Consider the following 11501-nt stretch of genomic DNA (forward strand, 5'->3'; position numbering starts at 1 on the left):
CAACATGAAAAAATCTTCAAGCGCCGCTCTTTATCTATTTGCACTGTGCAGTGCCATCTTTTTCAATGCTGCACAAGCCGACGAGGTCGTACAACAGCAGCCTGGCGGCCAGATAAACTGGTCAACAGGGGTAATTTCTGCGTATGGTTACGGCGTCGCGCCTGACGATGTACCGCTGGTGAAGCAGCGGTTACTAGCCCGCCGCGCTGCGCAGCTTGACGCTTATCGGAACCTTGCCGAGATGATCCGCGGTGTGCGCGTAACATCGGAAACCGTTGTTGAGCAGATGGTAACACAGAGCGACACGGTGAAAACCAGTCTGGAGGCGATGATCAAAGGCGCAGCTATGACTGCAGATCACTATCAAAATGACATTGCTACCGTCACAATGACCATGTCGATGGATGGCCGTTTTATTCAAATGATCGCCCCGCATGCAGCGAAAACGGGCATGAACACAACAGCCTGGTATCAGGCGCCCGTTGACTGGGTATTGGCAACGACAGCCAATATCCGTATGCCGCGATTGACCCTGTTTCCTCAGGCAATGGCCAGCGATAGTACGCAGCAGGTCCTGGTTATCGATAATCCAAATCAGCTGGAACTGGTAAAAAACATCACGAAATTGCTAAAAGCTCAGCCTCAACAACAGGTGATTACACAGCTCGAACAGCAAATTGAGTTTTATGAAAGCAACAGCAACTTTACCGGTGTACTGATTGATGCAAGCCAGATTAGTGCTTTTGAACTGGCGACAATTCCGCGTATCCGCAACGCAAAAGGTGACATTATTTACCCCAACTCAAACGATTTGGCTGAGGGAAATATCAGTAGCCGACCGGTTTCCTACGACTTTGATGTAGGTGATGCGGTTCGCAATGCGCGTATAGCCGTTAAGCCATTTATCATTCCGGCCGAAGGTATATACAAATCTCGTAATTCTGATCTGGTGATTTCTGACCAGGCTGTCGCGTTACTCAAGTCCCAGCAAACCTTGCTGAAAGCATTGGGTAATGCCGAAGTAATGATAGTGGTGGCCAGGTGATCAGACGGCTTTGCGTTTGGTTAGTCATTTGCGTACTGAGCCTGCCAGCGATGGCAATGGCTCAGGAGCTGGCCTCACCCAAAGTCGCCATTGTTGAAGCACAGATCCTTATCGACAAAGGGGAAATTGTTAACGCCATTGAGCTGCTCAAGAATGCAAATCAACAATTTCCCGGTAACGATATTCTGCTCATTCTGTACGGTGATGCGCTTTACGAAAATAAGCAAATGGCATTAGCGGAACAAGCTTACATGCAAGCATTGGAAATTAATCCGCTCAGCCCCACCGCCGCCAAGCGAATTGAAGTAATTCGCGCCATATCGAACGCTTCAGTGAGCGAAAAAGCCCAGCAACTGGAAGAGCTTACTCTGGATAAGCTGTTTGATTTGTTGGCAATGGCTCTGGCTTTTGCGTTAGGTACGGTTATGTCCAAGTACCTGCGTAAGTTTTCCGACTGGAACTTTATGCGCCGCAGCCGCAAACTCTTTTTGAAAGGCGATTACGACGACTTCGTGGATTTGCTGGAAATCCAGCTTTCAACCAACGAGCTGAAGCCGTTGCGTAAAAGTATCGAGTTTATGCAGCAGCACATGGCGCATGAAGAGATTAACCGCATGCTAAACCGCTATGTGAATACTGAGGACAACCTGCATACCCTGACACGTATGGTGAGGCTAAGTTATGAAGCGGGCTACCACAAAGACTAGTTTGCTGTGCGCGTTGGTGTTATTAGCCAGTTGCGCCAGTGCACCTCCGCCACTCACTACGGCGCAGTCTTTTAATGCGCTCGCCGCTGATCCGAATTTTTCACCTTATGCCATGCGAGCTGTTGCGAGCAAAGCCTTCGAAAGCGGTGATTTGGAACTGATGTCTTCGGCACTGTGGCGATTGTGTCAGCGCAGTGTCGCTGTTGGTGGTAACACAATAGATTGTGAAGATTACCTCGATGTTGCGCTGATTCAGAACAATGCCTCCGACCAGGCTCAGGCGAATATGGCACTGTATTTTCTGACCCGCGACACGGCCTATCACGACAAAGCAAAAGCACTATTGCCGGATGACAAGCCGTATTATCAGCAGTTGCTGTCGGCCCGATTGGAAGATTGCCTGAATGTCACTGAAGCAAGCGAGCCATTAGCGCTCCAGTGTTATGTCAGTGGCAAGCATTTCAGCCACGAGGCGGCTTTGAAAAAAGCGTTAACGCTGTTTGAACAGTACGGCGCACAACACAATGTGGCAGATACCTACTATTTGCTCGCCCGGATTGCGGCAGACAAGGGGCAAACAGCACAGGCAGAGATGCTCGCCGCCAGAGCTTCATTGCTGTTAAGTCAGCTTGGTGAAGCGCAGAAAGCCCGTCAGGTTCGTCAGTGGCGTCAGGATGTGCTGCATGCTCAGTAAAATCGGCCTGCGCGCCCGACGTTCTGGCAGTGTATTTATCGGCATCATTGGCTTGCTTGGACTGGCTATCAATACCTGTCCTCAGTTGCTCAAACCGCAACGGCGTCGTATTTTTTGGTTGCTGTTCAAACGTCAACTGTATAATTCAGGGCTAAGAGCCGCGTCTATTAATACGATTATTGCAATGCTGCTGGGCATTTTTGTAATGTCGAAAGCCTATGCGGTGATCCCCAACAACACACAGTTTATCGATTACTACGCGCAGTTTTTTAATATCGTGGTGAACCGTGAAATTGGCCCATTGATTTCTGGCATTATCCTTATTGCCCGTTCGGCATCTGCGGTCACCGCGGAAGTCGGGCAAATGCAGTTATACCGTCAGTTCGATGCACTTTCTGCGGTACATATGAGCCCGGCGCTGGTGTTTCTGTTGCCAGTGTTCTTTGCCTTTCCGGTATCGCTAATGCTGATGTTTTTCTACTTCAACATGATTTGTGTATTAACGTCGTTTGCCATGATCGAGTTGTATCACGAGGGTGGTATTACGCTAGTGGATTATATTCGTGCGCTGTTACAGCAACTTACGGTTGTAGAAGTGGCGGTAAGTATGGCGAAAGCCATGGTGGGCGGATGCTTGATCGGTCTGGCGAGTTTGTATTTTGGCTACCATGTCGAAGACCGGTTTACCGATGTATCCCGCGCGATCTCTAATTCCAACACGTTTCAGTTGTTTGCCTTTTTTGTGCTGAACATCGGCTTGTCGTATTTGGTGTACTTATGATGCGATTAAAGCTCGACGACATCACCTTGCAGTTTGCCGATAAAGCCATTTTCCAAGGGCTGAATCTGCATCTGAAACCGGCAGAAATTGTCTGTGTGCAAACCGGCGTTTTGGATGGCGGCTCAAGCCTGTTAAAACTCGCTGCGGGTTTACTGACTCCTGACCGCGGACATGTTGTGGTGGACGGGCTGGCTATGAAGGACATGACCGAGCAAGCGCGTTTCGGTGCGACCTGTATGGCGTTTGAAGCAGGCGGCTTGCTCAGTATTTTTACCAATTACAACAATATTGCGTTTCCGCTGTTGTACCATACTGACATGTCTAAAAAAGCCATTGCGCAGCGCATTGAACCGCTGGCAGAGGCGCTGCAAATCCAGTCGCTGTTGCAGTTAGAGCCGCATCAGCTAAATGATGTACAAACCCGTATGATGAATTTGTTGCGGGCAATGGTATTTCGCCCCAAACTGTTATTATTGGATGAAGTGCAAAGCGGGATGTCATTTGAAATGCGTGAGAACATGTTGAACGTATTGCTGACAGAGCAGCAGTCGCAGGGGTACTCCGTATTAATGACGACGACGGTCGGCGACCGCACGGACTTTGCTGACCGTACCCTGGCCATTACCGGGGGTAAATTGGAGCCAATACAATGAGTTTTGCGCCATCACAATCACTGTCTTCCCGCGCTCAGGATACTGTGCTTGGTTTATTTGTGGTGGTCGCTATTGTACTGGGCGGCTGGCTGTTTTTTGAAGATACGCGGCAAGCGCAAGGCAAGCAGTTGTCTTTTGAGGCAGTGCTGTCTTCGTCCTATGGATTAAGCAAAGGCTCACCCGTCAGACTTAATGGCGTCAATGTGGGGCGAATTGAGTCAATCGGGCTGACTGCCCAGGGCGATGTTGCCTTAACACTGTCCATGCAAACTGAATATCAGTCGCTGTATCGCGAAGGCAGTCAGCTTAAAATCGACTCAACACTGGATATAGACAATGTTCTGTCCGGAGCCGGCATCGCGTTTATTCCCGGCACGGGCGCTCCGCTTGGTAATGGCGCCACGCTTACGGCCTCTGAGCCAAAATCCCTTAAAACACTGATGGAAGAGTGGGACATTCAGGCCCTGTCGCAGAAGGTGGCAGACATTCTGATCAATCTCGATGCGATAGTGAGCAATGTCAGCAATAATCAGGACAGCCTGACACGGAGTCTGGAAAACGTTGCCACACTGACTGAAAGTATGAATGACGCCAGTCAGCAATTACCCGCGGTGCTGGCGCAGATGCAGCAGACCATGAAAGTCATGGAGTCCACGTTGCAAAACGGGCAAACGACACTGACCGACAACATGGGCGCGTTTACCGATGTTGCTGAACAGTCCAGTGCGCTAATTAAAAGTATCGACAAGATAGCCAGCAACATTGAACCTACAGTGAGCGAGCTACCTGAAACACAGGCTCTGCTGAATAATTTACTATTTGAAGTAAATGGGCTCACTCAGCAGTTACGTCAACACTGGTTACTACAAGGCGGTCAGCCTGCCAGTGACAAGTCGGGCAAACGCCCACAAGGTAACGGCCTGTTTCCACCCGACGAATCACTTTACCCGTCTGAGCGTGGTGAATCACAAGGAGAACCTGAATCATGAATAAGCTGTTAACGCGCCTTACGTTCGGTGCAGTGATTACTCTGCTGGCAGGCTGTTCTGTCAGTACCAAGGACTCTATCTCAATTGGTCAGCCGCAGCGCTCTGCCAGTAGTTCTGTTGAGAACAATACCGGGACCAGCGGTGACAAACGGGAAATTCCAACCAGTATCGCCATCTTACCATTCAGCAACAACACGGAAGAGCAGGTGGCGGGGCCGCTGTTACGTCAGGTGATTAACAGTCAGTTAGCCGGGCGGAATTTCTCATTAGTGCATCCCGCGGAAGTCGACAAACGGCTGCCTTCAGGCCCGCTGGACCACTCCAAAATGGCCTCCTACCTTGGCGTCGAAGGTGTGTTAGTGGGTGAAGTGGTGGACTTTGAACGGTTCTTTGCTGGGATTTACTCAGAGATTCGTCTTGAGGTTGCCCTGTCACTATACAACACCAAAGGCGACGTCGTGTGGAGCGGTGAACACGAAGTCACACAGCGCGCTGGTGGTGTTTCTACCACAGCCTGGGGGCTGCTATTGAATGCGGCGATAGCAGCAATGAATCTGGATGATGAAAATCTGTTAGCCGCAGCTGATGAACTGGGGCGCAAAGTGGCTTTTGACTTCCCGCAACCGGCGGTTTATGCCGGCGACGGTGGACCGTTAATTGAATCGGTTATTCACGATAAGGCCGATCAGTGGCTGCGCTATTCCGATGTACTGGAGGTGGGCGTTAAAGGCGAGCCCGGGGTGCAGGCCTTTGCTGAACTTGGCAATTTAGTGCGTACGCAATTAAATGAAGTTGAGCCAGGGGTGTACATCGCGAAGATACCGGTTCAGCCCGACTGGGATCAGGTACGCGTGCCGGTTACGGGTATTCTGCAGGGGAAAGACGGCAGCACGACCACTATGCTGAGTATTACCGGATTGGTTAATTTCGATAATAAGCCACCCGCAACGGTGAAAAATCTGGTTGGTAGCCAAACCGAGTCAACCCTGAAGTTATCGTGGCAGGCCGACGATGACGCAAGTAGCTTTAGCGTGTTTCGGGTTGTTGAAGGGGAAAAAACGCTGGTTTATTCAGGCGCAGATAGCTTTGCTAATGTAGCGGTCGCTACCGAAGCCTTCAGCCTGAATGAATATCAGGTACTGGCCGTGGACCGAGCAGGCAACAGCAGTGACACCAAGTCCATTACGCTGACTACGTATGTGAAGGAAGTCGGTCAGCAAACCTATTTGAGTGGCCCCTTACAGGGCGATTACTCAGGCGTTATGGCGTTAACCAAAACCTTCAGCCCCTATCAGGTGAAGGGGCAGGTGGTCTTTAATGAAGACAGTGAAATTTATGTTGAGCCCGGCGTTGAACTCCAGTTCGACCCACAGGCCACGATGGTGATCCGCGGTGAAGCCTATTTCTGGGGGCTTAAGCAGGCCATCAAGATTGGTCCGGTAGCCGATGCTGAACGACGCGCACCTTATCTGATTCTGGAAAACAACAAGGCTACTCAAATCAGTGGTGTGCAAATGCACAGCGGTGGTATTGGTATAGCCATTAAATCAGGCCAGCCATTGCTGGAGGCCATTGAGATAATTGGCAGTAAATTCACCGCTGTTATGATTGAAGGGGAGGCGAATGTGACGCTTCGTCATTGCCTTATTGACGGCAGTAATACATCAGGTGTGGTAGTGAGTGATTTCGCGAAGCTGAAAGTCAATGACTGCACCATACGGAACAACTTCCCATTCCATATTCAGAATGCATCCAGTTATGAAATTGATGCAACAGGCAATACTTGGGACCCAGCGGCCTCAGCGACTAACCTGCTTGGAAAAATAAGGACAGAATAATGAAAAAGGCGTGTATAGCACTGGCACTAACGTTAGCCAGTTTTTCAGGTGTGGCGGCCAATGCACATTATGAAGAATGGACCGCCGCGGGCGGTAAGGTAAACTGGACAACCGGGCAAATTGCGGCGGAAGGGTATGGTCTGCCGCCTGCCAATGCGATGGGTAAAGCAGGCCCGTTGCTGGCATGTCGTGCAGCGGTGGTCGATGCGCAGCGTAATTTGCTGGAAGCTACGCAGGGGGTGCGCGTTACCGCGACCACGGTGATCGACAATTACATGCTGAATAATGACGAAGTCAAAAGTCAGGTTGAAGGCGTGATCCGCAACGCGCGCATTCTGAGTCGCACACCCGCGCCAGATGGCAGTTGTAAAATCGAGATGGCGATCAGCCTTGGCGGTCCTGCCTCTAAAGCTGTGTACAACGAACTCTATCAGACTGCCGGCCTACAGAGCTGGGTGAAGCAACCCCTGGAATGGTTAGCGATGGCGTTGATTCCCAATGCGCATGCTCAGGATGACGTGACGCTGCAGCCGGTCCCCTGGCTGGATGATGTAGAGAAACTTAATCGTCGTCTATCAGTACTTGAGCAGCAGCTTGCTGCACAAAAGCGCGACGATGCTACGCCCGTTGCTAAAAAAGACACTCAGCCTACCGGGCTGGTTGTGGATGCGCGCGGCAGCAACTTTATACCGTCATTAAGCCCCAAGATCCGTCAACTTCGCGGTGGCGTTGTGTATCCTGATTCCGCCGTAGAAAAAAGCGAGCGATTGCTTGAACGCGGACAACTGGTTTCCCTGTTTGCAAGGGACGTTGATTTCGCTGTTCAACACCCAGTGGTTGGCAGTCGCCCGTTACTGGTGAAAGCATTGCGGACTTATGGCGATACGAGAACCGAGATTGTACTGGCAACCGAATATGCCCAGCGCATTCAACAGCTCAATGAAAGTGGCTTCTTCGGTGAAGCCGGTGTCATTATCGTGTTAGATTAAAACATGTGTACCGGAAGGCCAGCCTAATGACTGGCCTTCACCCCGACCGTTAAGGCATACTAGCGGCTCGTTTTCATCATATATCTCCTTATGCCAGAACTAACTCATCGCCATACCTTCGCTTTGCCCAGTCATTGTAAGCAATTGCAGACGTTCGACTCGGTCAGCTCGCTGCTGTCGGCTTATCGTACCGATGTGCCTGTGTATATTTTGGGTGGTGGAAGCAACAGTATTTTCATTGAAGACTTCGACGGTCTGGTACTGTTGAACGACATTAAAGGCATTGACGTCAAGCTCGGAGAAGATGGGGTGCGACTCACCGTTGGAGGAGGCGAAAACTGGCATGCGCTGGTGGCCTATACCGTGAAAAAAGGGTGGCGCGGCCTGGAAAACCTGGCACTTATCCCCGGCTCAGTAGGGGCGGCGCCGATTCAGAATATCGGTGCATACGGCCTGGAAGTCGGTGAGCGGATTGAACAAGTTGACGTAGTGTCACTGGACACGGGTGAACAGTTCAGTTTGTCGCAACAGGAATGTGAATTCGGCTATCGTGACAGTATTTTTAAGCGCCCAGAACACAGCCGTTGGATTGTGACGCATGTTCATTTTTTCCTGCCATCTGATATTGCGCCTGTCACTCAGTATGCCGAGCTGGATGCACTCAGCGACCCTACAGTCGAAGACATATTCAATACGGTTATTGCCGTCAGACAGCGAAAGTTACCTGACCCCGCTCGATTGGGTAACGCTGGCAGTTTCTTTAAGAACCCGGTCATTTTAACATCGCACTTTGACAAACTCAGGCAGCAATATCCGTCCATGCCGGGCTATGAAGTGAATGCGACGCAAACGAAAGTCCCTGCTGCCTGGTTAATTGATACAGCAGGTTTTAAAGGGCAGTGCAAAAACGGGGTCTGTAGTTATCAGCATCAGCCATTGGTGCTGGTCAATCAAAACGCGGTATCAGGTAAAGCAGTCGTTGAGTTTGCACAGGCTATAATAGAAAGCGTTGAGACGACGTTTGGTATCCGTTTGGAGCCAGAGGTCAGACTGGTGGGTAAAACAGGACTCGTAACATTATGAAACCGAAAGCGCGGGAAGTACGTCAAACGCTATTGTGTACCCTGGCCGATGGCGAGTTTCACTCGGGTGAAACCCTGGCCCAAACGCTCGGGCTATCGCGCACAGCAATAGCGGGTCACATATCTCAGCTTACCGATTGGGGGCTGGATGTATTTAAAGTAAAAGGCAAAGGTTACAAGCTTAACCGGCCTTTAATCCTGCTGGATGAGCAAACCATTGGGCAGCAAATCACTATGCCGCATAAAGGTAACATCCGCGTGGCACAGGTTATTGAGTCCACCAACACGGAATTAAAAGACGCTGCCTCCAAGCGCGCTAATGGAGATGTGATACTGGCTGAAATACAAACCGCAGGCCGGGGCCGGCATGGCAGACAATGGCTGGCACCTGTCGGGGGGAGCCTGACTATGTCGATGTACTGGCGATTTAACGACGGCTATCAAAGTATGGCTGGGCTGTCGCTGCTGGTGGGCATTGCTGTTTGCCAGGCCCTAAAACAGTGCGGTCTTGACGAAGCGCGCCTGAAATGGCCCAACGACGTGTATTTGTACGGGAAAAAACTTGCTGGCGTACTCATTGAGGTTGAGGGCCAACTGGGCGCGCCGGCAGACAGTATTATCGGTATTGGACTGAATGTGACCGTGCCGGAACACGAATATGATGTGGGACAACCCCATATCGATATGAGTCATGAGTTAGGACCGGATCTAAACCGCAACGACATCGCGGCAAGGATTATTGAGCAACTGTGGGAATTATTACCTGCTTTTACTCAGCACGGCTTTGAACCCTATGTAGCAACCTGGCAAGAGCTGGACTGGTTTGCCGATCGCACTGTGGTCATAAAAGCGGGCAACAAACGCATTAGCGGGGTTAATCGTGGTATTGACGCAAGCGGCGCGCTATTACTGGAAACCAGCGATGGGATAACCCGGTTTCACGGCGGCGAGGTAAGTTTGCGTGCAGGCTGATAAGGTTTTATTGGTAGATACCGGGAATACCTGCATAAAGTACCGGTGGCTGTCAGATACCAGTGAGCAAGTACAGGTAGCAGACACGATTGATGTCCTCGTTAATCGTTTGAGCAAAGCCCCCGTGTTGAAGATCTATTTATCAAACGTGGGCAATGACGACGCCGAAACACAACTGCAGCTTTTTTGTCAGTCCAACAACATAGCACTACAGGTCATTACCACGCCTCATAGTGCGTTTGGGATCACCAACAGTTATGCCAATCCAAACAAAATGGGCGTTGACCGTTGGTTGGCTATGGTGGGTGCAGCGGGTAAAACTGAGTTGCCCTTTGCGGTGATTGATGCGGGCACCGCGATAACGGTGGACTTTGTAGCAGGCGGCCAACATTTAGGTGGTTGGATTTTGCCTGGTTACCACACTATGAAAAATGCCCTGGTGGGTGCGACCAAGCGCGTTACCCAGGACAAACAGGTGCCAACGCGCCTGGATGCTGGCACCGATACCGAAGAATGTGTTGCAATGGGGTGTTTGGCGGCTGTTCAAGGGGCGGTTTTTGCGGCTAACCGGTATTTAGCTGAACGATTTGATGATTATTTGGTCATTTGCACCGGCGGAGACAAAAATCTGCTGACAAGCGTTCAGGGGAGTGTTAACCTCAGCGCCGCGAATTTGGTGATAGATGGCCTTGCCCGCTACGCTGAAAAAGCTTCTTTTGATTGAAAACGTTCAATTAAACGTCTAAGTGGTAAATAAATGACCACTTGAACAAAAAAAGAAATTTTTTCGCAAAAGCCTATTGCACCGAGTGATTCATTACTCTAGAATTCGCACCCACTTGATGAGGAGCCGACTTAGCTCAGTTGGTAGAGCAACTGACTTGTAATCAGTAGGTCGCCAGTTCGATTCCGGCAGTCGGCACCATTCATCAACTCTGGAGGGGTACCCAAGCGGTCAACGGGAGCAGACTGTAAATCTGCCGGCTCAGCCTTCGCAGGTTCGAATCCTGCCCCCTCCACCACTTTCTTCTATGAGGTGGCCAGAGAATTAGGAACGCGGGCATCGTATAATGGCTATTACCTCAGCCTTCCAAGCTGATGATGCGGGTTCGATTCCCGCTGCCCGCTCCAGTCCCGTGCTGATATAGCTCAGTTGGTAGAGCGCACCCTTGGTAAGGGTGAGGTCGGCAGTTCAAATCTGCCTATCAGCACCATTTTCTCCCCAGCTCATGTTTAAGTTTGAATGTTTTTTAATTTTTAACGTAACTTTGCTGGGATACTAGAAAAATGGCAAAAGAAAAGTTTGAACGTACGAAACCCCACGTAAACGTGGGTACAATCGGCCACGTTGACCACGGTAAAACCACTCTGACTGCAGCAATCACTACTGTTCTTGCAAAGACTTACGGTGGTTCTGCTCAAGCGTTCGATCAAATCGATAACGCGCCAGAAGAAAAAGCACGTGGTATCACCATCTCTACTTCACACGTAGAGTATGACACTCCTACTCGTCACTACGCACACGTAGACTGTCCTGGACACGCTGACTATGTTAAAAACATGATCACTGGTGCTGCTCAGATGGACGGCGCGATCCTGGTAGTAGCTGCGACTGACGGCCCAATGCCTCAGACTCGTGAGCACATCCTGTTAGGTCGTCAGGTAGGTGTACCTTACATCATCGTATTCATGAACAAATGTGACATGGTTGACGATGAAGAGCTGCTTGAGCTGGTAGAAATGGAAGTTCG

The 11501-nt window shown here is 50.4% G+C and carries 12 protein-coding genes and 4 tRNA genes; all 16 read left to right on the forward strand.

Annotated features, from left to right (window positions below):
• Positions 1 to 4 precede the first annotated feature (4 nt).
• Entirely contained in the window at positions 5 to 1045 is a 1041-nt protein-coding gene (locus BUB81_RS16425; protein ID WP_073324406.1) for an LPP20 family lipoprotein, read from the forward strand.
• On the forward strand, positions 1042 to 1752 hold the full coding sequence (locus BUB81_RS16430) for a tetratricopeptide repeat protein (RefSeq protein ID WP_139241613.1): 711 nt from the start codon (positions 1042 to 1044) through the stop codon (positions 1750 to 1752). The genes BUB81_RS16425 and BUB81_RS16430 overlap by 4 nt, the downstream gene beginning before the upstream one ends.
• Positions 1727 to 2446, forward strand: coding sequence for a hypothetical protein (locus BUB81_RS16435; RefSeq protein ID WP_139241614.1), 720 nt, complete (start codon positions 1727 to 1729; stop codon positions 2444 to 2446). Before BUB81_RS16430 ends, BUB81_RS16435 begins: the two co-directional genes overlap by 26 nt.
• Complete coding sequence (locus tag BUB81_RS16440; protein WP_073324409.1) at positions 2436 to 3227, forward strand: MlaE family ABC transporter permease; 792 nt, start codon at positions 2436 to 2438, stop codon at positions 3225 to 3227. The genes BUB81_RS16435 and BUB81_RS16440 overlap by 11 nt, the downstream gene beginning before the upstream one ends.
• Entirely contained in the window at positions 3224 to 3880 is a 657-nt protein-coding gene (locus tag BUB81_RS16445; protein WP_073324410.1) for an ATP-binding cassette domain-containing protein, read from the forward strand. The genes BUB81_RS16440 and BUB81_RS16445 overlap by 4 nt, the downstream gene beginning before the upstream one ends.
• The gene (locus tag BUB81_RS16450; RefSeq protein ID WP_073324411.1) at positions 3877 to 4869 is read left to right on the forward strand and encodes an MlaD family protein; all 993 of its coding nucleotides are present in this window, start codon (positions 3877 to 3879) and stop codon (positions 4867 to 4869) included. The genes BUB81_RS16445 and BUB81_RS16450 overlap by 4 nt, the downstream gene beginning before the upstream one ends.
• The gene (locus tag BUB81_RS16455) at positions 4866 to 6707 is read left to right on the forward strand and encodes a right-handed parallel beta-helix repeat-containing protein (protein ID WP_073324412.1); all 1842 of its coding nucleotides are present in this window, start codon (positions 4866 to 4868) and stop codon (positions 6705 to 6707) included. The genes BUB81_RS16450 and BUB81_RS16455 overlap by 4 nt, the downstream gene beginning before the upstream one ends.
• Complete coding sequence (locus BUB81_RS16460) at positions 6707 to 7696, forward strand: LPP20 family lipoprotein (RefSeq protein ID WP_073324413.1); 990 nt, start codon at positions 6707 to 6709, stop codon at positions 7694 to 7696. Before BUB81_RS16455 ends, BUB81_RS16460 begins: the two co-directional genes overlap by 1 nt.
• A gap of 90 nt (positions 7697 to 7786) precedes the next feature.
• A complete protein-coding gene (gene murB / locus BUB81_RS16465) occupies positions 7787 to 8779 on the forward strand; it encodes a UDP-N-acetylmuramate dehydrogenase (protein ID WP_073324414.1) in 993 nt (330 codons plus the stop codon).
• Complete coding sequence (gene birA / locus BUB81_RS16470) at positions 8776 to 9750, forward strand: bifunctional biotin--[acetyl-CoA-carboxylase] ligase/biotin operon repressor BirA (protein WP_073324415.1); 975 nt, start codon at positions 8776 to 8778, stop codon at positions 9748 to 9750. The genes murB and birA overlap by 4 nt, the downstream gene beginning before the upstream one ends.
• The gene (locus BUB81_RS16475) at positions 9740 to 10474 is read left to right on the forward strand and encodes a type III pantothenate kinase (RefSeq protein ID WP_073324416.1); all 735 of its coding nucleotides are present in this window, start codon (positions 9740 to 9742) and stop codon (positions 10472 to 10474) included. The genes birA and BUB81_RS16475 overlap by 11 nt, the downstream gene beginning before the upstream one ends.
• Before the next feature lie 125 nt (positions 10475 to 10599).
• Positions 10600 to 10675: transfer RNA gene (locus tag BUB81_RS16480), tRNA-Thr, on the forward strand.
• A 12-nt stretch (positions 10676 to 10687) separates the two neighbouring features.
• Positions 10688 to 10772, forward strand: a tRNA-Tyr gene (locus BUB81_RS16485).
• Between the two features lie 34 nt (positions 10773 to 10806).
• Positions 10807 to 10881 (forward strand) — tRNA-Gly (locus BUB81_RS16490).
• Positions 10882 to 10888: 7 nt separating this feature from the next.
• A tRNA-Thr gene (locus BUB81_RS16495) sits at positions 10889 to 10964 on the forward strand.
• Positions 10965 to 11037: 73 nt separating this feature from the next.
• A partial coding sequence (locus tag BUB81_RS16500; protein ID WP_139241455.1) for a GTP-binding protein occupies positions 11038 to 11501 on the forward strand: 464 nt, incomplete at its 3' end.

This window comes from Marisediminitalea aggregata, assembly GCF_900129565.1.
GTDB classification, from domain to species: Bacteria; Pseudomonadota; Gammaproteobacteria; order Enterobacterales; family Alteromonadaceae; genus Alteromonas; species Alteromonas aggregata.

Coding starts and splice junctions, on each gene's coding strand:
- BUB81_RS16450 (WP_073324411.1), top strand. CDS start 3,877: ATGAGTTTTGCGCCATCACAATCACTGTCTTCCCGCGCTCAGGATACT.
- birA (WP_073324415.1), top strand. CDS start 8,776: ATGAAACCGAAAGCGCGGGAAGTACGTCAAACGCTATTGTGTACCCTG.
- BUB81_RS16455 (WP_073324412.1), top strand. CDS start 4,866: ATGAATAAGCTGTTAACGCGCCTTACGTTCGGTGCAGTGATTACTCTG.
- BUB81_RS16425 (WP_073324406.1), top strand. CDS start 5: ATGAAAAAATCTTCAAGCGCCGCTCTTTATCTATTTGCACTGTGCAGT.
- BUB81_RS16440 (WP_073324409.1), top strand. CDS start 2,436: ATGCTCAGTAAAATCGGCCTGCGCGCCCGACGTTCTGGCAGTGTATTT.
- BUB81_RS16435 (WP_139241614.1), top strand. CDS start 1,727: ATGAAGCGGGCTACCACAAAGACTAGTTTGCTGTGCGCGTTGGTGTTA.
- BUB81_RS16460 (WP_073324413.1), top strand. CDS start 6,707: ATGAAAAAGGCGTGTATAGCACTGGCACTAACGTTAGCCAGTTTTTCA.
- BUB81_RS16445 (WP_073324410.1), top strand. CDS start 3,224: ATGATGCGATTAAAGCTCGACGACATCACCTTGCAGTTTGCCGATAAA.
- murB (WP_073324414.1), top strand. CDS start 7,787: ATGCCAGAACTAACTCATCGCCATACCTTCGCTTTGCCCAGTCATTGT.